Annotated in this window: 22 protein-coding genes; 5 read left to right on the top strand and 17 right to left on the bottom strand. The window is 42.2% G+C overall.

Annotated elements, in window-relative coordinates:
- The first annotated feature begins 106 nt into the window (after nucleotides 1-106).
- The gene (locus tag V7L29_RS19965) at nucleotides 107-262 is read left to right on the top strand and encodes a hypothetical protein (protein WP_334736594.1); all 156 of its coding nucleotides are present in this window, start codon (nucleotides 107-109) and stop codon (nucleotides 260-262) included.
- 65 nt (nucleotides 263-327) lie between these two features.
- On the opposite strand, the gene V7L29_RS19960 is transcribed toward V7L29_RS19965, so the two are convergent.
- From V7L29_RS19960 to V7L29_RS19895, 14 genes are all read right to left on the bottom strand, one after another.
- A complete protein-coding gene (locus V7L29_RS19960) occupies nucleotides 328-1,491 on the bottom strand; it encodes a DUF58 domain-containing protein (protein WP_334736593.1) in 1,164 nt (387 codons plus the stop codon).
- Nucleotides 1,492-1,555: 64 nt separating this feature from the next.
- Nucleotides 1,556-1,855 carry a type II toxin-antitoxin system RelE/ParE family toxin gene (locus tag V7L29_RS19955; protein WP_334691178.1) on the bottom strand — a complete coding sequence of 100 codons (300 nt, stop codon included), beginning with the start codon at nucleotides 1,853-1,855 and terminating at the stop codon, nucleotides 1,556-1,558.
- A complete protein-coding gene (locus V7L29_RS19950; RefSeq protein ID WP_334736592.1) occupies nucleotides 1,852-2,118 on the bottom strand; it encodes a ribbon-helix-helix domain-containing protein in 267 nt (88 codons plus the stop codon). Before V7L29_RS19950 ends, V7L29_RS19955 begins: the two co-directional genes overlap by 4 nt.
- Before the next feature lie 482 nt (nucleotides 2,119-2,600).
- Entirely contained in the window at nucleotides 2,601-2,933 is a 333-nt protein-coding gene (locus V7L29_RS19945; protein WP_334736591.1) for a hypothetical protein, read from the bottom strand.
- A 27-nt stretch (nucleotides 2,934-2,960) separates the two neighbouring features.
- A complete protein-coding gene (locus V7L29_RS19940; RefSeq protein WP_334736590.1) occupies nucleotides 2,961-3,428 on the bottom strand; it encodes a hypothetical protein in 468 nt (155 codons plus the stop codon).
- 163 nt (nucleotides 3,429-3,591) lie between these two features.
- Entirely contained in the window at nucleotides 3,592-5,382 is a 1,791-nt protein-coding gene (gene typA / locus V7L29_RS19935; RefSeq protein WP_334736589.1) for a translational GTPase TypA, read from the bottom strand.
- Between the two features lie 831 nt (nucleotides 5,383-6,213).
- On the bottom strand, nucleotides 6,214-7,398 hold the full coding sequence (locus tag V7L29_RS19930; RefSeq protein WP_334736588.1) for a M20 family metallopeptidase: 1,185 nt from the start codon (nucleotides 7,396-7,398) through the stop codon (nucleotides 6,214-6,216).
- A 153-nt stretch (nucleotides 7,399-7,551) separates the two neighbouring features.
- The gene (locus tag V7L29_RS19925; protein WP_334692943.1) at nucleotides 7,552-8,115 is read right to left on the bottom strand and encodes a pentapeptide repeat-containing protein; all 564 of its coding nucleotides are present in this window, start codon (nucleotides 8,113-8,115) and stop codon (nucleotides 7,552-7,554) included.
- Between the two features lie 330 nt (nucleotides 8,116-8,445).
- Entirely contained in the window at nucleotides 8,446-10,194 is a 1,749-nt protein-coding gene (locus V7L29_RS19920; protein ID WP_334692944.1) for a serine/threonine protein kinase, read from the bottom strand.
- 141 nt (nucleotides 10,195-10,335) lie between these two features.
- Nucleotides 10,336-10,524 carry a 30S ribosomal protein S21 gene (gene rpsU, locus V7L29_RS19915; protein ID WP_012407716.1) on the bottom strand — a complete coding sequence of 63 codons (189 nt, stop codon included), beginning with the start codon at nucleotides 10,522-10,524 and terminating at the stop codon, nucleotides 10,336-10,338.
- Nucleotides 10,525-10,639: 115 nt separating this feature from the next.
- Nucleotides 10,640-10,957, bottom strand: a complete 318-nt coding sequence (locus tag V7L29_RS19910; protein ID WP_334692945.1) for an RNA recognition motif domain-containing protein — start codon at nucleotides 10,955-10,957, stop codon at nucleotides 10,640-10,642.
- Nucleotides 10,958-11,121: 164 nt separating this feature from the next.
- Entirely contained in the window at nucleotides 11,122-11,247 is a 126-nt protein-coding gene (locus V7L29_RS19905; RefSeq protein WP_334736587.1) for a hypothetical protein, read from the bottom strand.
- Nucleotides 11,248-11,602: 355 nt separating this feature from the next.
- Entirely contained in the window at nucleotides 11,603-13,231 is a 1,629-nt protein-coding gene (locus tag V7L29_RS19900) for a tetratricopeptide repeat protein (protein WP_334736586.1), read from the bottom strand.
- A 102-nt stretch (nucleotides 13,232-13,333) separates the two neighbouring features.
- Complete coding sequence (locus V7L29_RS19895) at nucleotides 13,334-13,957, bottom strand: SMI1/KNR4 family protein (RefSeq protein WP_334736585.1); 624 nt, start codon at nucleotides 13,955-13,957, stop codon at nucleotides 13,334-13,336.
- A 652-nt stretch (nucleotides 13,958-14,609) separates the two neighbouring features.
- On the opposite strand from V7L29_RS19895, the gene V7L29_RS19890 reads away from it, so the two are divergent.
- Entirely contained in the window at nucleotides 14,610-15,137 is a 528-nt protein-coding gene (locus V7L29_RS19890) for a DUF4198 domain-containing protein (RefSeq protein ID WP_334692949.1), read from the top strand.
- An 89-nt stretch (nucleotides 15,138-15,226) separates the two neighbouring features.
- On the opposite strand, the gene V7L29_RS19885 is transcribed toward V7L29_RS19890, so the two are convergent.
- Complete coding sequence (locus V7L29_RS19885) at nucleotides 15,227-16,321, bottom strand: hybrid sensor histidine kinase/response regulator (RefSeq protein ID WP_334692950.1); 1,095 nt, start codon at nucleotides 16,319-16,321, stop codon at nucleotides 15,227-15,229.
- A gap of 734 nt (nucleotides 16,322-17,055) precedes the next feature.
- Between V7L29_RS19885 and V7L29_RS19880 the strand changes: the two genes are divergently transcribed.
- The gene (locus tag V7L29_RS19880) at nucleotides 17,056-17,775 is read left to right on the top strand and encodes a response regulator transcription factor (protein ID WP_334692951.1); all 720 of its coding nucleotides are present in this window, start codon (nucleotides 17,056-17,058) and stop codon (nucleotides 17,773-17,775) included.
- Nucleotides 17,776-18,024: 249 nt separating this feature from the next.
- Here the strand turns inward: V7L29_RS19880 and V7L29_RS19875 are convergent, their stop codons facing one another.
- On the bottom strand, nucleotides 18,025-18,240 hold the full coding sequence (locus V7L29_RS19875; RefSeq protein WP_334736642.1) for a hypothetical protein: 216 nt from the start codon (nucleotides 18,238-18,240) through the stop codon (nucleotides 18,025-18,027).
- Between V7L29_RS19875 and thrB the strand changes: the two genes are divergently transcribed.
- Both thrB and V7L29_RS19865 read left to right on the top strand, forming a co-directional pair.
- Complete coding sequence (gene thrB / locus V7L29_RS19870; protein ID WP_334736584.1) at nucleotides 18,240-19,151, top strand: homoserine kinase; 912 nt, start codon at nucleotides 18,240-18,242, stop codon at nucleotides 19,149-19,151. The two genes, V7L29_RS19875 and thrB, sit on opposite strands and share 1 nt — an antisense overlap.
- 42 nt (nucleotides 19,152-19,193) lie before the next feature.
- Entirely contained in the window at nucleotides 19,194-19,703 is a 510-nt protein-coding gene (locus V7L29_RS19865) for a hypothetical protein (RefSeq protein ID WP_334692953.1), read from the top strand.
- A gap of 131 nt (nucleotides 19,704-19,834) precedes the next feature.
- Here the strand turns inward: V7L29_RS19865 and V7L29_RS19860 are convergent, their stop codons facing one another.
- A complete protein-coding gene (locus V7L29_RS19860) occupies nucleotides 19,835-19,969 on the bottom strand; it encodes a hypothetical protein (protein ID WP_334691805.1) in 135 nt (44 codons plus the stop codon).
- Nucleotides 19,970-20,214: the final 245 nt, after the last annotated feature.

The following is a 20,214-nucleotide window of genomic DNA, read 5'->3' as shown; positions in this document are numbered from 1 at the left end:
ATAAGACTTCAGGGATCTATTAAATATTATTACTTAATATTTTACATTTAGTGTATATTCTAAAACGTGTAAGCACAAAATTATCAAGAGTTACAACTACTACTAGATGAGTATTTCAACTGTTGCGAGAAAGTTCTCGACTGCTGCTATCAGAGTAACAGTCATTGTTTTGGGATTAGGAGCAGTAGCACAAGCAACTGTTTTAACATTTGATAGCCTGGGGCAAGCCGCTGTGCATCTACGTTCAAAAAATAGACTTTGATAAAGAGTTTTAGCCTTAACTGAACCGTATTGTTCTAGGGTGTAGTTTTTTGGCGAAAATATTGATTAATATGAACCTAATGTTTTTTGCAGTTGGGGTTGCAGAGCGCGATCGCTTTGCAAAACTATACCAGGGTGTTCCCAATTGATTACCTCTTGTTCTGCTGGTGAGGAAATATTTGGCCACAAAACCCAGCGACTGCCTTGAGGAAGAGTAGCAAGACTCAGGGGGTTTTGAGTCAGCCAAATCAAAGGGTAGCTTTTAGGAACTACTGAACTGACATCTTCTAAGGCTGTGGTTGCTGCTAAAGTTTCTAAAACAAAACGTTCACCTTTAATTAAACTTGTTGATGCTGTCCATAGTTGTACCTGTAATTGCTGTTGTTGTGCGTAAAAGTACAGCGAGGCTGCGGCAATTACTGCTTGTTCAAAGTTTTCTTCTTCCCAATTGCTAGCACTGTCAAGGGCAATAACTATTTCTTGTCCACCTGTCACCATTTCTAACTCCCGCACCCTTAATTCGCCATAGCGGGCGCTAGTTCGCCAGTGAATCAGACGGGTGGGATCTCCGATGCGGTAGGGACGGAGTGATCGCACCAGCCCCGTTGTCGCTGTCTGCAATGGTCTACCACGAGGATCGCCCCTTTTGCTCTCTTCTTGCCCCATTTCATCTACTAGGGGGCAGGTAGCCAAAGGTAACACTGTCGGATAGACGATCGCCATTGCAGCACAATCACGCTGACGGCGACACCAAAACAATCCCAAAGGCGCACCAGAAGCTAGTTCGACTGTGTGCCAGCGATAAACGCCCCGGCGCTGGGTAGAGTGGTAATATACCCAACGGTAACTACCTTGGCTAGGAATTGTCTCTATTGCCTTTTGTACTGGTTTCCCTAAGACAAAGGGCAGCATATCCTTGACTTCCAACAAGCTTACAGGCTGCTGTGTCTGATTGCGGATTTCTAATTCCACCGTCAGATCATCGCCGGCTGACACAGGTTGGATGGGACGACGGGTGATGGATAGACCTGTGAGCGATCGCGCCGGTAAGATGGCTGCTACACCCAAAAGGGCAAAACTGATGCCGCTAATGGCGTACAGCCAACCAGCCATCGTATTGATACCTGCGCCAAAAAAACAAATAGCCGTTGCTGCTAGTACCCAACCGCCGTATGCAGGGGCACAAGCGCGAGTTTCTAACCAATTGGTGATGGGTTTGATGATTTTCATGTTTCTTTTTTAACCCAACACCACCTGAAATTCACAGTATCTCAGGGGTTTGCCAAAAAAGCTTTTAGTTGGATTCCTCAAAAAGAGATGGAAAGTTACGACGACCACTTATAACCCGTAGAATTTCGATACCATCATCTAGCACTTTGTAGAAAACGATATAACCTTGCAAGGATAAACCTCGGAGGTCTGGACGAATTTTTGCGTAACTTTTACCACTGTTTGGAAAGGCAACAAGTTGTTGGCACTTGCGGTTGAATTCACTGAAAAATCGCTCTCCTGCTTCAACGCTAGTTTGAGCAAAGTAGTCGGCAATTTCATTGATATCTCGGCTGGCAAGAATGTTGATGACGTAGCGACTCATGCTTGCGCCTGATGTCCTTGTCGAAACCGCTCTAGAATTTGGTTTACGAATGTCTCTCCATCAATAGGTGGCGTTTGGTCTGAAGCTAAAATCGCCGCATCAATTTTCTCTCGCACATCCTCGACCCATTCAGCATCAGCGCGATCGTATTCATCAAGCAACCGTAAGGCAATTTCAAGGGCTTCTTCTGCGGAGCGATATTTCCCAGACTGGAGCTTAATTTGAATAAAGCGTTCTTGATCGGGTGTGAGACTGATGCTCATAGAAAACCTCTATTCAGATTATTCACCATTTTAAGTTAAAAAACGCACCCTGCTTTTTCGTTCAGTTAAAGTTTATTAAAGAAACAAGGAATCCACAGCCTCAAACCATTGTGACCATTTTTCCACGGGTGATTCATCAGGCTGACTGTCAGCAATTTTAACTTAATGTTTGTGGAGAACAAAATCAATGAAATCAGTCACTTCTTGTAGGAGTGGTTCGGAAAGTTGCTGCAATTTTGCGTTAGCGAAGCTCGCCGAAGGCATCGCAGTTTCACGAATAGTCATGGGAATAATCCTTTTTCAGTCCTCTTCATTTTTACTCAAGGATTTGACTAAATGTACGGCAAGGGCGATCGCTTTCTGTAAGAATCTCTGATTTTTAAAATTATCGTCTGCCAAGAATCGCAACATATCAGTTTACATTTTTAGGTTGCGTCTGACTAATAAGTGATCGCGCATTCCAACAGGGTTAATAACTTGAGTCATAAGCTCACTTTCAACTTATCCATACACTGTTGACCCATTGTTCGGATTGTCTCAATAACAAAAATCTCAGCAGTACAGTAATCACTGAGAAGCATTGTAACATTTGCACGTCCATGTGCAATGGAATTGCGTTTTTCATAGAGTTCATTTCGATACTTATTGATAGCAGATTTAGCTAAACCATTAAACTCCTCTGGTGTACTTTCAATTCCATAAACCCGTTTGAAAATAGTCTTCCGTTCTACGTTATTCTCAGCTGTTTTCTTAATCCACGTCCAGATCGATGGTTTGGAGTAAGCGCCGGATTCATCAGGTTCTTCTGTTAACACGTCAGGACTTACTGTAACTACATCACACTAATCTAATAGTTCAGCTTTTCCGGCAGGTCTATGGTGTAGAAGAGATTTGAGAACGTCTAACTCAAATTGCTCAGAGGCTCCTAATAACCGAACGAAAGCAGAGGTAATGACAAAATTTGGCAGACTATACCACCCCACACCACTACGATGAACTCCAAAATCAAAACCACCGTATCTTATGTAACATGTTTCGTATTTTACAGCTTCTGCATAAGGATAACGATCCTTAAGAAATTCCTTCATTGATATAAGAAGATTTACCTCTTTCTCTCCTATTTCTTGATCTGTTTCAAAATCCTTGTGAGTCAAAATTACAGGAGTAACACCTTGCTCACTGACCCACTGAGCAAGTCCTTCGAGGTCTAGCTTCTTATACCTTTGGATAGCTCCATCTTCCAACGTGAATGCAACAGATTCACGGAGTGCCTCTATTTGACGAAGTGCAGCCCAAATAGCAACTCCCATACTTTCCTTTCAATTACTTAGATAAATTAACAACAACTGATAGAGTTTGGAATTGACAAATAATCCTTCAATTTTAGCGATGTGCTTATCCTATTGACAGCTGTAACTAACAAAATAAAAAGCCCACATCTGCGGGCTTTCTAAATCGATTAAGTAATTTTACTTAGCGTTTTGCCAACTTCTTCGACATCTTCCGCAGACGAATCGATTGGGGTGTAACTTCCACCAATTCATCGGGGCCGATGTATTCCAAAGCACGCTCTAAGCTCATGTCTATTGGTGCTTGCAGTTGCACCAATTCATCGCCACCAGCAGCGCGGTGGTTAGTTAACTGCTTGGTTTTACAGATATTTAGTTCCAAATCTTGCGGACGATTGTGTTCGCCTACAATCATGCCTCTATAAACCTTTGTACCAGGAACAATAAAGAATGCTCCTCTATCTTCAGCATTCCTCATGGCGTAGAAGGTAGAAACACCTTCTTCAAAGGAGATTAAAACACCTTTGTTACGGGCTTCAATGTCGCCACTAAGTTGACGGTAGTCTAAGAAACTGTGGTTCATGATGCCTTCGCCACGAGTCATCCGCATGAATTCACCCCGGAAACCAATCAATCCACGAGCGGGAATGACAAACTCTAGCTGGGTGCGATCGCCATTACCTGGTTGCATATCTTGCATTTCGCCTTTGCGTTGTCCCAAGCGTTCAATACAGCTACCCACAGCATCAATAGGAATATCTAACACCAAGAGTTCGTAAGGTTCGCAAGGTTGTCCGTTGACTTCGCGGTAAATAACCTGTGGTTGAGATACCTGAAACTCGAAGCCTTCCCGGCGCATGGTTTCAATTAAGATACCCAAGTGGAGTTCGCCACGACCGGAAACGAGGAATTTATCGGGAGAATCGGTTTCTTCGACACGCAAAGCCACGTTGGTTTCAAGTTCGCGGAATAGGCGATCGCGCACTTGTCTTGATGTCACCAACTTGCCTTCTTGACCAGCAAAGGGCGAATCATTCACACAGAAGGTCATTTGCAAGGTTGGTTCATCCACTTTAATTAGTGGTAAAGCTTGCGGTTCATTGGGGTCAGTAATCGTTTCCCCAATATAAGCATCAGCGAAACCAGCCACCGCGACAATATAACCTGCGGTTGCTTCTTCCAGGTCTACGCGCTTCAACCCTTCAAAGCCCATCAGCTTGCTAATTTTACCCTTGACAATGGTGCCATCTTCTGTAACTAAAGCGGCTTGCTGTCCTGAGCGGATAGTACCGTTGTGAATTCTGCCAATAACAATCCGTCCCAGATATTCAGAATAATCTAGGGTTGTGACTTGCAATTGCAGAGGCTTATTGCTGTCGCCCACTGGTGAGGGAACGTGTTGCACAATTGCGTTAAAAAGAGGTTGCATATCTACCGATTCTGCTTCCAAGCTTTCCTTAGCAAAACCTGCCATACCGGAGGCAAACAGATAGGTAAAATCACACTGGTCTTCATCTGCCCCTAATTCCAAGAACAGATCCAATACTTTATCGACAGCAACGTGGGGGTCAGCTTGACCACGGTCGATTTTGTTGATCACAACAATGGGGCGCAGCCCCTTTTCCAAAGCTTTTTTAAGGACAAAGCGTGTTTGAGGCATGGGGCCTTCGTTAGCATCGACAATCAGAAGACATCCGTCAACCATGCCGAGTACCCGTTCAACTTCGCCACCAAAGTCAGCGTGTCCAGGAGTATCAACAATATTTATTAGTGTTTCTTTATAGCGAACCGCCGTATTTTTAGACAGGATAGTAATACCCCGTTCCCGTTCTAGGGCGTTGGAGTCCATAACGCAATCCGGAACGTCTTCGCCTTCGCGGAAAATGCCGGATTGTTTGAGGAGTGCGTCAACCAGGGTTGTTTTACCGTGGTCAACGTGGGCGATAATGGCGACGTTGCGAATTGGGAGCGTCATAGAAACTTTTAGTGAAGTCTAGAGGGGGTTTTGAGATTTACATTTGAATGCTAGGCTTTTGTAACAGAATTAGGTATCATTAACAAAACTCTGTAAAGAACCTTTAACAATTCTAGCGTAATCGTCACAATTGCGGCGAGGTTTGTCAAAGCTGCTGAGACGGAAAGTTAGGCAGGCTGAATCATGTACTTAACGTTGAATTATTTACCCGATCTTGACTGAGGTAGTTGAAGAGTGGATAAATATATGGTTAAAACTTCTAACTACATAATTTTGTAAATTCATAGCGAATCCTCTTGAAAAAACTCTGCCTACCTCTGCGTTTTCCTCAACGTCCCTGTGCGTTTAAAACCGCTATTAATTAATGCAAAGCTGTACTAGTACTCAACCAACCCAAAATTGCTGGGTGAGGGAGGGGAGTTGGGAGTAGGGAGTGGGGAAAAGTTTTTTCATTTTGTCAAATTTTTGAATACCAATATTTAAGGAATGATCCGATAGTAGCTCGTATAAAACTAGCATTGAAATCTATATTTAATCTGAGGAGAGAATATAGATTTAAATATTATCTATCTAAAAATAGAAGAACACAAGTTGTGACAAAAAGTTTTGTTTTTCTACCCAGAGTTATGAGAGCGATCGCTCAAAATAAAGAAGAATATCTCCGAACAAAGTGAACAACTGGTTACTGAATTTAAAGCCGTTCAGACCCAAATTCAAAAGCTAGGTGTTATTAATGAAGCGAATATATATGATGCTTTTGAGCTTTCTATATCCGCTAAAAAAGATTAGTTAAAGAAAAACTCCCAGCGCTGATGTACTGGGAGTTTTTCTTTAAGAATTTTGCTGACAGTATTTGTAAGCCGCATAAGCCATAGTTACAACCCCAGTAACAATCGCAGATTCATCGACTTCAAATTGGGGATGGTGTAATGGGTAGTTAATGATTCTTTCTTTGTAGCCTACACCCAAGCGAAACATGGAACCGGGGACATGTTCCAAATACATAGAAAAATCTTCAGATCCAAGGGAGGGTTCGGGTAATACTTGGACGTGATCGCTACTCCAAGCTTCTTCTCCGGCTGATTGCAACAATTGCGTCAGGGCGTAATCATTTTGAACGCTAGGTACGCCCTGGCGATAATTGACTTGATACTTTGCCCCGTAGGTATGACAGACATTAGATACAATGTTTTCAATCCAGTTCGGGAGATAGGCACGGGTTTCGGGATGGAGCGATCGCACGGTTCCCAATAACTGCACTTTATCTGCAATCACATTCGGCGCTTTGCCACCATCAATTTTCCCTATGCTCAATACTACAGGACGCAAGGCATTTTGTGTCCGGCTGATAGCTTGTTGCAGTGCAGTAACGATTTGGCAAGCAATCCAAATCGCATCAATCGCCTCATGGGGACGCGCCCCATGCCCAGATTCTCCCATAATCAAAATCTCTAAATTATCAGAGGCGGCTGTTAATGCCCCGTAACGCACGCCAATAGATCCTGCGGGTATAGAAGGGAAAACATGAATTCCTAATAAAGCCGAGACGTTTTCCATCGCTCCATCTTTCACCATCCAGCTTGCCCCTTGGGCAATTTCCTCGGCTGGCTGAAATAAAAACCGCACTTTACCACCCAACTCCTCTGCCACTTGGGACAGCACCATTGCTGTTCCTAACCCTACTGTGGTGTGGACATCATGACCGCAAGCGTGCATAATACCCTCTGTACGAGAGGCATATTCTAAATTGGTGCATTCTTGAATTGGCAAGGCATCCATATCAGTGCGAATTGCCAATAAACGGTCATTTTGGCTAGTGCTTTGCAGTTCTCCAATGACGCCGATTTTGCCAACTCCCTCTTGTACGTGCAGACCACTGGAAGACAAAACACCAGCTACGAAGGCTGCTGTTTGGTACTCCTGACCACTGAGTTCTGGGTGAGAGTGGATGTGGCGGCGAATTTCAATTAAGCGGGGCGCTAGTTTTGCTGCTAAGTCTTTAATACGGGTAAGCATCGATTTAATTAATCTATAGGCTTTTTTCCCATGATAAAGAAATGTTAACAAACAAAATGCTCTTTGCCATACAAGGATCGGTCAAGCCAGAGGCAGGGGAGCAGGGGAGCAGGGGAAGAATAACTAATGCCCAATGTCCCAATTCAAAACTGGTTATTTTGAATAACAGGTTGTGCCTCGCGTATTTTCGGGTTTAAACTCGTTACATTCTCTGGAATTTTGACGCTCTAACGACCAGCCATAAGGCTTGTCGGAGGTGACGACACCATTGGATAGAGTTGTTAGTCGGAAGTTAGCCCCCCGAAAATTGGTAAACTGCAATTTGGCATTTTTAAAGTTTGCTGCTTCCAAATTGGCGCTGATGAAACCGGCATAAGACAGATCGGCATTTTCTAAAGATGCTGATTTCAAATTTGCTCCTGTTAAGGAAGCACCACTGAGAATCGCCGAATTCAGAATCGCACCTTCTAAATTTGCACCGGTGAGATCGGCATTCGTGAGATTAGCTTGAGATAATGTAGCGCTGCTCAAGTCAGCCCCTCGCAAATTTGCTCCAGTTAGATTCAGTTGAGTTAGGTCAGCACCACTCAAATTACATCGAGGACAGGCACTTGTTGCCTTCAACTGATCCAGGTCTAGCTGATTTGATGCAAGGCTCTGCTCTGCAAACCCGAAACAAGCTAACAAGACGACGGTAGCAACAATCTTAAGTTTCATATTTTATACAGATATTTACCAGGATAACAAATGACGCACATTGCCTACTGCCATACTTACATATACCACTTGCTTAAGGAAGAACCGGGATAAAGCATTGATTAAGAAGCTGTAAAAATACGATGAATTATAATGGTAAGACTACTCAAACTGAAATAGAAGCTATAGAATCGAGTCGTAAGCAACTATACCGAACCTCTTATAGACTACCACATATGTGATCCCCCTAGCTCGATAAAAAACGACTAGGGGGATCTTGTTTTTGGGCACTTGATTAATTACTAATTCATAATACTCGCCTTTTGCAAGTATTATGAATTACGAATTATTTTAACGCCACCCCAAAAGGCGCAATCCAGGGACAATTAGGTAGTAACTCACTCCTAACCAGAAGCTAATAAAGAAGCCTACAAAACCAAAAAAAATCAGAGGCTTGTATAACTCCGACCAGCCTGGTTGACTAGAAAATTGCAGGATAGGAGGTGCTAACTTCAAAAGAATCAAAACTGCATAGGCGATCGCACTGCCAAAGGCAGCGAACACAGCGTAGACTATGTGATGGCTGCGAAGTCCTAAGCTCAAGGTGAGTAGGCAAACTGCCACTAAAATTACTGCCACTAAGCCCTCGCCGCTGTCTTTTGGTGTGATTAATTGCAAAATCAACCAGCCGAAGCCATAGCTAATCATGCCCATCACAGACGCCACTAAAAAGCGCCGCCGTTGACCAAAACACCCTGATACTGTCAGTCCCCAAGCGGTTCCCCAGCCTGCTGCAACGAACACCAAAATATCTGTCCCGAAAAGGGGTTGAGTATTTGGCACTAATTCGTTTAGCTGACTCCAAATAAATTCCACAACCCGACGCCCCAAGCTTGTGCGATAGGCCAAAATAAAACCAGCGATCGCCCCAAAACAAGCGCCGATACTACTCAGGATCATTGCCCAAATCGTCGCCAAACAAGCTTGGAAAATTTTGATGATCGCCTTAGCAATGAAAATAATGGTTTTGCCTATAGCTTGGCTAAATTTAGCTAAAGCTTGTTCAATAGCTTGTGTTAGCAGTGTTAATCTCTGGGACGCTTGCTTAATGTTGGCCCGCAGTTGGGAAAACAACCCCGGCGGCGGTAATGGTTGAGAAATTTTCGCCAAACGTTTTTGAATCATAGCTGCATTTGCCGGACGCGATCGCACATCTTCCTGTACCATCTCATCCAGCAAAGAAGCTAGTTGCGGGTTGACATTTACCGCAGTTCGCCAGCGCAATTTCCCAGTTTGCTGATCTTCCAACTCTAGCGGGTACTTACCTGTTAGTAGTTCAATCATCGTTCGACCAAGGGCATAAAAATCGGCACTTGGCCCGACAATACCTCCAGTCACTTGTTCTGGTGGACTGTAGCCAGAAGAAAATAATCGAGTGGAACTAGATTGAGAACGCAGTTTAGAGGCGCTAAATTGTTTTGCCCCTCCAAAATCAATTAGTACCAAGCGATCGCCCTCTGTTTCCCCTTCAGGCGGGGTTAGAGTTGGTGAAGAGGTGCCCAGCATTAAATTAGAAGGTTTAATATCTCGGTGAATAATCTGACGTTTATGTAATTCCTGTAAAATCTGTACAGTTTGAGCGAACCAGTTTAAAACCAAATCCTCTGGACACCCTTGAGGAAACTTTTTTAATATCTCCTCTAAAGTCCGCCCATTGATTTTTTCCATTACCAGACAAGGCAGTTGGTGTGGTTTGGGATTGAATAGTTTTACGTGAAAATACCCATCTGCATCAACTGTGGGGACACCTGGATGCTGCAAGCTAGATAAAACCGCCGCCTCTTGGGTAAATAACTCCAGTGCCTTTGGTGAATCTTCTACCAACACCTTCAGCACTTTCTCTGTTTGAGTTTTTTCATCCCAAACCGTGTAAATTTGAGCAAATCCTCCTGACCCCAATGGCTGAAGTGGAACATAGCGGTCTAACAACTCTAGCGGTGCGCCACAGCTGTTGCAAAATTTGTTTCCCCAAGGTTGAGGATAAGGACGTTGACAATCAGGATTTATGCAGTGAACCGCACTCTGAGTGATGTGGGACACAACCGCTACAATACAAAGGCTGACTTGATTTTAGCGTTTATTGAGAAAATACCATTCTGACTTTTTGATTACTCGTGCTGATTCCCATAAAGAAAACCCTCATAGATTTTATGAGGGATTCGTTTATATCTATGTCAGTCCTTAATTACGGAAACTTCTCTTACTCTGCCTGTGCTTGGCAACTTCTTTGCGCTTGCGTTTTTCTAGAGGCGTTTCAAAATGACGATGCTTTCTCATGTCTGGAAAAATTCCAGCCTTGGAAACTTCTCGCTTAAATCGTCGTAAGGCTGACTCAATGTGTTCATTGTCACCTACAATTACTTGGGTCATTATTTCTCCTACTAAGTTGACTTCATCAATGACTATGCAGGCAGTAACATTACAAAAAAAAGACAGACTCCTTGTCTGACCTTAAGACTCTAGGCAAATTTTTTTGTTTCCAAGGTTAGTAGCGGTTGCGTCCGCCGCCACCGCCGTATCCTCCTCGGTTACCACCAAACGAACCTCTATCACCTCTATCTTCCTTGGGTTTAGCCTTATTCACTTTCAGATCACGACCCATCCACTCAGCACCGTCTAGAGCTTCAATGGCAGCTGCTTCTTCAGCTTCAGTTCCCATTTCCACAAAAGCAAAGCCTCGTGGACGACCTGTTTCACGGTCAGTAGGTACTTGAACCCGCTTTACAGTACCATATTCTGCAAAAATACCACTTAAATCCTCTTGTGTAACTTCATAAGAGAGGTTACCTACATAAATTGACATCGATTCTCTCCAAAATCATCACTGTGTAGAGATTTTAATTTCTCTGAGAAGTCTGTAAATACTAAAAGGAAAAAGCCTTTCAATACTAAAACCAAAGACATCACCGAATTAACTCTCCTAATCTAGGATGACATAGGAGCCAACTCTCTGCATCCAGTAGATAGTTAACCAGTGATGCGATCGCGTAGCTGCGATCGCTTGCCCCCACTTACCCTAAGTACAGCCCACCGCAAAAAAGGGTTGGAAATAGAAAAAGATAAATTCTGTAGGGTGATAAAAAAATCAGACATGCAGGGGCGCATCTTTAATATCCGAATTGAACATTTGACTGCATTAACCATGAAGCATTACTTCAAAATTTTAATATGAAAGGCAAAGTCAGGCAACAAATAAAGGCTATGCCGACTTGTACTCCTTTGGAGAACCCCAATGAAAGCAACTGCGATGGCGTACCTGACCTTTTTGGTGGCAAGCGCGCAGCAAGAGCGAGTCTTATCCTTTGGGAAAAGGGGAGCTACTGCGTTGCATATTTTCCCACGGCAGTCGCTCATCGAGGGAACCCTTCCCTTGCGACTGACTCGACTTTGGGCGCTCATTCCCCCTAAAAGATTGCTAAATTCTGAATTCTGGCTTCTAAATTCTTCTTCAATACATTTTGGCTATGTCAAGTTGCTTATTATCACTTTTCCAAGCTGTTTCCAATTCGGCTTTGACAACTTGAGCGACCTGATTTTTGCCCTGTGCCTGTAAAGTTGCTTGCAAGCCAAATAGAGAACGCCCATTATGGGGATACTTTTTTAAATCAGCACGAAAGACTTTCTCAGCCTCTCCATAGTCACCCTTAGCTAAAAGCACACTGCCCAAAGATTCCCGCGTCGGAAAATACCAGTCTGGTGGTTCTAGGTAATCAAGAGCATCTTCTGCTACTACTGCTTTTTCTAGTAATTTGATGGCAGATTCATAATTATGCTTTTCTTTAGCAATTTTGGCGTCTAGAACTTTTGAGGCAATGTCTAAAATGCGACTGGCAAGACTGAATCCAATGGTTGCTTCGGTGGGAATTACCTGTTTGGCAACCAGTAATGCGCGGCTTTCACTTGCTGCATCTTCAAGTTTGCCTGTGGCTGCTTTTGCCATACCGCGAGCAAAATGCCAGAGTGCTGTGGTAGTAGGCAATTTAGCATCGGGGGCAGGAATTTTTAAGATGGCATCCCAGTTACTAAAGCGTGTCTGAATCAGCATTTTGCTGCCCAGAAATCCCTCAAGCATTGGTATATATGGGTCAATAGCAGTAACATTTGCGATTAATTTATCTGCGGATTTAAGAGCATCTTCATATCTTCCTGCCATGCTGCTGGCCACCATAAGGAAATATACGTTGTGGTTATAGTACATCATGGGGTAAGTGCCCTGGACTTGATATTTGTTGATGTAGGCATCATCTTGAGCGATCGCCTGCTTGTTTGCCTGCATTGCCCCTAGATAATCTCCCACACGAAAATAAATATGGGAAGACATATGTACCAAGTGTCCCGCCCCTGGCGCTAGGGTTTGAAGTCGTTTGGCACTCACAAGGGCCCGTTCTGGGGAAGGTGAAGCTTCCAGTGCATGGATATAGTAATGATTAGCTCCCGGATGATTTGGGTTCCGTTTGAGAACTGATTCTAAAACAGCTACAATCTCTTCTGTATCTTCCCGTGGCTTGCCATCTTTAGTCCAGTGCTGCCAAGGATGCAGATCCATCAAGCTTTCAGCGTAAAGCGTCGCCGCATCCAAATCATCAGGATAGCGCTTGACTAGGGTTGCCATTGCTTTTGCATAGTAAAGCGCTAGTTGATACAAGTCTGCATCGGGATCTTGGGAGTAACGTTTTGCCAAGGCAGTAATGTAGTCTTGTTCTTGGGTAGATGCTTGAGTTGAAAGTACCAAAGCTTGCTGTATCGCTTGATAAGCTGCTAATTCCCGGTTGGGGTCTATTTCTAAGTTAATATTGGGCCCCAGAGCCAGAGCAATACCCCAATATGCGATCGCCAAATGCGGATCAAGTTTGGCAGCATATTGAAAAGAACGCACCGCCTCATCATGATTGAAAGCATAAATTAAATTTAATCCCTGATCGAAAAACTCTTGCGCTTGGGGATTAGCAGTGGAAACTGGATGGTGGATTGTGCCAAGTCCAGATATTAAAGTATAGGGCTGTCTTGCTTGAGCTATCGCCGCATTAGGAGCGAGTAAAGAGAGAATAAGCATCCAAACTATAAATAAGTACTTCATTGTCTATATTGTTTTTCTTCAAGCTCTTTTTTTATTAATATTCAAATACTACAGCTTCTCTAAGGAAGCAACTTGTTCTTCCCAGTTTCAGATTCTCTGTAATTAGGAGTTATATTTTAGATATATCTCTTTTTCAAGTTGCAGCTTTTCTTCATCTATTCGGATTATCATGTCATCTTCTTCTCCGTCTTTATCTGGTATAAGTTGATATAAACCAAACTCACAGCACTCCGCAATTACAGATATCATACTGATGAGATTTTTATATATTCTTACTGAATCATCAAGGCAACCAACATCCCAAAGATAAACCGGAGATGGATCGAGATCGCCAACTACATAAAGCATTCTTTTATTTTCATACGCAGCAATAGGAAACCATTTTTGGTTCCAATATGCATCATCATAGTTAGTAGCTTCTCCTATAGTTGTGTAAATATAAACTGAATCTTGTAAAGAACGAAAACAACAAATAACATCGGCTCTTAATTGCTCAGGAAACAAAAAATAGAGTGGGAGATAGCCATTGTTATAACCAAGATCGGCGGTTCCATTGCGCCATTGATAAAGTTCGTATACTTCTTCGGATAACCTGAATGGTAAATCCTTAGTAATTTCGTCAATCTGCTGGCGAGTTAAACCTGGATTGTAGCAGTCAAAAAATTCAAGATTGGTAGATTCTAACCAATTCAAAATATATTGAAGTTCATCCGTAAGTTCAGACATGTGACTAACCTCATTTAGTGATTAAACACGAAAGTATTTTGAACCATCTCGGTAAAGATTCCGATCATGGGAAAATCGCTCAAGCTATTCTTATATAACAGGTTGCAAAAAAATCCGAAACGCAGATTTTTAATAAACCTCTCTTGCTGAAGTGCATCGGGCGCTAATCCCTCAACCATGAAATCATGATAGCGAAGTGCTACGGCGTTTGCAGAGGTCTCGCAGAGAAGCGCCGAACGCACAAATATGCCGCATTACCACCAATCCCATAATCTTAATAAAATCTAAATATTAAAAACTTATCCCTATTGGGGGGATTGCTCAGGAGAAAAAAATGTGGTCTTCTAAAAACGTAAGTAATGAATTAAACTAAGTAATCAGGGGAGTTAAAATGTTTCTGCCAAAAATTAAAACGCTGCTCATAGCAGCTGCTATTTTGCCATGCTTTATCCAACCAGCATCAGCACATATTGTCTGGTTTGATTACAAAAATAGCGAATATAATATTTTGTTTGGACATCCATAAGAGGGGCCATAACCTTATGAAACCTCTAGATTAAAACAAGCAATAGTTTATGATAATGATAAACAAATTCTTCCTTTTAACCTCAATCAAAAACAAGATGCTTTATCTCTAACTGCTGATAATAATGTGGCAGCTATCCAAGGTTTTTTTGATAATGGCTATTTTGCCAGATTATCTAATGATCAATATCTCCGCATCACAGAACAGGAAATTCCTAAGTATAATAATGTCGGTCATTACCTTAAATACACCAAGGCTTTTTATGATTGGTCTGATACTTTAGCCAAACCATTCAATTTGCCATTAGAAATTCTACCTTTACAAAACCCTTTGGCTGTTACTCCAGGTGGAAACTTACTAGTTCGGGTATTATCTGAAGGGAAACCAATTAATGATAATGTTACAGTAGAATATTTTGGTCAAGTAGTAGCAAAAAACTTAGATGGCACTTTTTCCATACCCATTACTCAAAACGGGCTAGAGCAACCTATTGAAGCTAGCTACTCACTTCCATCTAACAGGAATCTGACTATTTCTTATGAAACCAGCTTGACAGCACAAAACATTTCTGTCCCAGAACCTTCAGCTTTGTTAGGATTAGGTTTTGTTGGATTACTAGTTTTATATAAAAAGAAGTTATTGCTGAATAAATAGCACAGTAATTCTAATTATCACAAAAAGTAGATATCTACAGCGGCTTTGTAAGGGTAGCACTATACCAATAATTTTTTGTCTGCCTACTTTTAGTTTTCCTCAGCTACAGGTAGACGTATAGTAAATGTACTACCCTGCCCTGGTTCAGATGTCACATCAATTGTGCCTTGATGTGCTTCGATAATACAGCGAGATAGATATAGTCCCAAACCACTACCAGAACGCTGGTGTTTACCTTGACGAAATCGCTCGAATAATATTGCCTGGTCTTGTTTAGAAATTCCTGGCCCTGTATCTTGGATATCAATAGTCACAGCTACTGGAGTAAGATAGCAGTGAATACCTACAGAACCTTTGTCTGTAAATTTGATAGCATTGCCGATAATATTTGTCAATACCCGCCGCAGTTCTACGCGATCGCCCATGATAGTGCTTGCAGTTTCACCTATATCAATATTTACAGCTAATCCTTTTTCTTCAGCTAAGGGAGTTAATTCCTGGGAAACTTCACTAACTAATTCCTGAATATTGCAGGGAAAAATTTTTAAGGTTTTACAGCCCGCTTCATGGCGATAAACTTCTAGCAAGGTATTTACCATTTCCAGCAGGTCTTGATTACTGCCAATCATGGTATCAATTATTTCTTGCAATTGTGGTGAAACTTCGCAAAACCTGCCTTCCAGCAATAATTTTAATACGCGGTTGGAGGCTACCAGTGGTATGCGTAAATCGTGAGTAAAACGGGAGACAAAATCTGCCCGTAGGTTAGCCATCTGATCTCGTTCGTCGATACTATGTTTGAGGCGCAGGAGCGATCGCACTCGTGCATGTAGTTCATCTGGATCGAATGGTTTACGAATGAAGTCATCTGCACCAGCATCGAGTCCTTCAACAACGCTAGACTCATAGTGAGCCGTGAGCAGCAGAATGGGGATAAATGGCAACGCTTGATTCCGTCGGACACGTCGAGTAAATTCATAGCCATCTATCTCTGGCATCATCACATCTAAGAGAATTAAATCTGGCGGTGACTGCTCAACCATAGCCAGAGCAATTTTGCTATCTTCCACCAAGTCAATCTCATAGTCCTTATCTTCTAGGACTGCTTCTAAGACCAGTAAATTGTCAAAAACATCATCGACAACGAGAATTTTATCTTTTTTGACAGTTTTAGTTAAAGACATGGCTAAATACAAAAAGAAGTGCTTGGCTATTCCTAGCAAATCTAGTAATAGCTTACTTTACCAGCGCTGAGAGTATTAATGAGTCATATTTTCCTTTAAAGTTTACTGAATTAAATATCTTAACTTTTGTAAGTAATTACACTTAATTTATTCAAAAATATCTTAATTAACAATACCTTCGCCAAAATTAGAGGTTTAGAGCTAGACCAAAAAGCTAAATTACTTAGACAGTAAGGGTTTCAGGCTTTTGAATTCAGGTTTCAACCCATAGCCCAAAACCCGCATTCTGCGGGCATTCTAAAAAATTGGCGAAGGTATTGAATTAAATAACATTTTTTCAACTATCTTAGCCGTCTGATTATCCAACCAATATCTATATTTGGGTGCTAGGGTGAGGTAGTTTAATCCATTTTGTGTAGATCATCCTAGCTACTACGAAGGCAACTATTTAATAGTCACCCACTTTTGCTTGCTAGCGGATTTTGAACGAAAAATTTTTACCATAAAACATCTATCCTCAGGTGAATGTATAAAAATATTTTTTGATTGAATTATATTGTCATATCGAAACTATTGCTTTAGAAAAACTTATAATATCAGGTTATTTATGTCTAATGGTGGATGAAGTTCAAGCAACAATACCAAATACATTGTTTTTTGTATAAGATACCGAATACAAGAACGAGATTATTTTAATCTGTACTTTAGATAGATAACAGTAAAGTTAAGCAACTATGAGTGAAATCAAGATCCTCGTGATTGAAGATCACAACCTTACGAGAATCGGTTTACGGGCTGCCTTGCAAACCCAGCCAGATTTAAACATTGTTGGTGAAGCAGCCAATGCAGCCGACGGCATCAAGCTTCTGAAAACCCTCAAGCCTGATGTTGCTACTATTGACATTGGTTTGCCTGACATGGATGGTATTGAGCTAACACGCACATTTAGGCAATATCAAGCAGAGAATGAAGATTATACTACAAAGCTGCTAATTTTAACGATGCAGAATAGTGAACAGGCAGTTTTAGCAGCTTTTGCAGCAGGTGCAGATTCTTATTGCATGAAGGATATCGAAACTGAGAAACTAGTGGAGGCTGTGCGAACGACCTATGCAGGTAGTTCATGGATCGATCCAGCGATCGCAGACCTTATACTACAGCAAATACGTCAAGATTTCCCTGATGGTAGCAGAGGGGCATCTGGAAAAAGAGTCTTGATTGAAGGTATTGACCCAGATGTTGAGAAAAGTATAGTCAGCTATCCTTTAACTCAACGGGAGATGGATGTTTTAGAATTGATTGTCGCTGGGTGTGACAATGCAGAAATTGCTAAAAGACTCTATCTAACAGTCGGTACTGTAAAAACTCATGTTCGAGGTATTCTCAATAAACTCTGTGTTGCTGACCGTACACAGGCTGCTGTCCGTGCTTTGCGTGCTGGATTAGTACCGTGAGTGAGTAGTTCACCTACTCACATTGCAATTTCCACAGTAATTTTTAATTCTTTGAAAGCAGGTACTGAACTATCCACCTCAAAACTGCAACTTTTTAAATCGATGCTGCGCTAACGAAGTGCTTGTTCATAATTGTTTTTTGATCAAAGCGGTTATCTGAGAGAACATTTTATGAATAAATCGTTACAAACTTTAGTAGAATGACATAATTGGCAAATAAGTATTTTTTCTCATATATATGATAGCGGATCAATTTCCCTGGCTTACTGCGATTGTTTTGCTGCCATTCGTTGCTGCCTTGCTCATCCCTGTGCTGCCTGATAAAAATGGCAAGCACTGAAACTCAAGGTTCGGAGGATGGATTAAGGAACAGTAAATCAAAGTATCCCCAGCAGCGCTCAAAAACTCGCCCCAAACTGCTACCAATACATGGGATGCTGGTTGATGATTAGTAAGTTTTGCCAATGTCTGTTGTTTCTGGTGTCACTGTTACCGTTCCGGCCACAACTGCTAATTTGGGGCCTGGTTTTGATTGCATCGGTGTAGCATTAAAACTGTACAACGAGTTCAAGTTCACTCGCCAAGAAGGTGGGCTAACTATTCATGTCACTGGTACGGAAGCCCAACGAGTCCAAACTGATGAAAGTAATCTCCTCTATCAAGCGTTTGTCAAGTTCTATCAACATATAGAGCAGACACCGCCGACTGTGAAAATAGAGATTAAATTAGGTGTCCCGTTGGCGAGGGGTTTGGGTAGTTCGGCGACAGCAATTGTTGGTGGCTTGGTTGCTGCTAATCAACTTGAGGGTGCGCCTATAAGTCAGTCACAGGTAATGGAGTTAGCGATCGCAATCGAAGGACATCCTGATAATGTAGTTCCAGCTTTGTTAGGAGGATGTCGTCTCGCTGCTACCAGTGGCGCAGGTTGGGAAATTTGTGATGTTCCCTGGCATAAAGATGTTGTACCAATTGTGGCTATTCCTAATTTTGAACTTTCCACCAAGGAAGCGCGGGGCGTTCTTCCAACTCAGGTGAGTCGCGCCGATGCGATTTTCAATACAGCACATTTGGGGTTATTGTTGCGCGGCTTGGAAACTGGTAACGGACAATGGTTAAAGACAGCTTTGCAAGATAAGTTGCATCAGCCCTATCGCAAAGCTTTGATTCGTGGTTATGATGTTGTCAACATCGCAGCTGTTAGTGCTGGTGCTTATGGTATGGTGATTAGTGGTGCAGGACCGACACTGTTAGCTTTGGCGGATAAGTTACACTCAAAGGCTGTGGAGGCGGCGATGTTAGCTGCTTGGCAAGAAGAAGGAATTACAGCCTATGTGCGATCACTTTCTCTCGATACCCAAGGTGCAAAAAGCTTTTAACAAATCAGATCACTATTTTACTCAGCACTTAAAACTCGATTTATGGAGCAAATTCAGGCTGAAATGGCGGCGCTTAACTCTCAAATTCAGATTCTCCTAGAAGAACGCGCTGCACTCACTATTAATAATGTAATCTCTGCTGATAATGATTCACCCCAGGCAATGGTTGAAGCGTACCGCCGTCAAGCCAGGGAAAATGCCCAATTATCAGTTGAACTCCAGGGCATAGATGCGGCGATCGCAGCCTTAGAAGTCCAGATAAAACAAAAACAAGGTAAGTTAGTGCGTTGGCAAGTTGAATCAAAACAACTTACCCAACAGCAGCAGCTAGAGGAAGCTAAAGAAGTCGCTCAGGTTCATGCTCAACGCATTAATCAGCTGGCTGGGGAATTGGCGGCAGAAGTCCGTTTCCTGAAGGCTTGTGCCAATGAACTGAGTCCAATGTATTGGCGAATTTATTACAAGCCCTTCATTACTGGGTTCAAGACAATCTCCGTTCCTTATGTCCGATCAGATGGGGAAGTGTGGACAATTGTCAATCGGATTGTTTAATACCAGTATTTCTAAACTAGAAATACTTTACTAAGTAGTTAGACAAAATTAATTACACAGTGTCATTGCGAATGAAGCGTACTCCTACGGAGTACGCTCGGCTGGCAATGACTGTAAATATTTTTGTCCAGCTACTTAACATTGACTTTTTCAAGAACTATTTGATATGAACCAACAGATTTACCAATTGCAGCCCCTGTCATTGCACTAGTGCAGGCTGCGATCGCAATTCCTGCAACGCCCAAATCTCCAAATATAAGAAACAATAAACTTTCGCATCTCTGCAAAAAACAGTCCTTGCGCTAGGCATTGCATAACCGTACAGGCAAGCCACAGATTCTCCTCATCGTCAGTACCACCTGCTGCCTCTTACTAGCAGATAGTATATTCAAAACTGGACTAGCTTAATAAAAAAAATCGGGACTGAGATTTATTTCTCAGTCCCGATAAAAAAGCGGGTTAACCGCTATTTATATGGTTAACCCGTGCAGCTTTGGGAACGCGCAGAGAA

This window comes from Nostoc sp. (assembly GCF_036916575.1).
In the GTDB taxonomy this organism is placed as follows: Bacteria; Cyanobacteriota; Cyanobacteriia; order Cyanobacteriales; family Nostocaceae; genus Nostoc.
The sequence above is the reverse complement of the archived record's forward strand: the minus strand, read 5'-3'. Positions and strand labels throughout refer to the sequence as shown.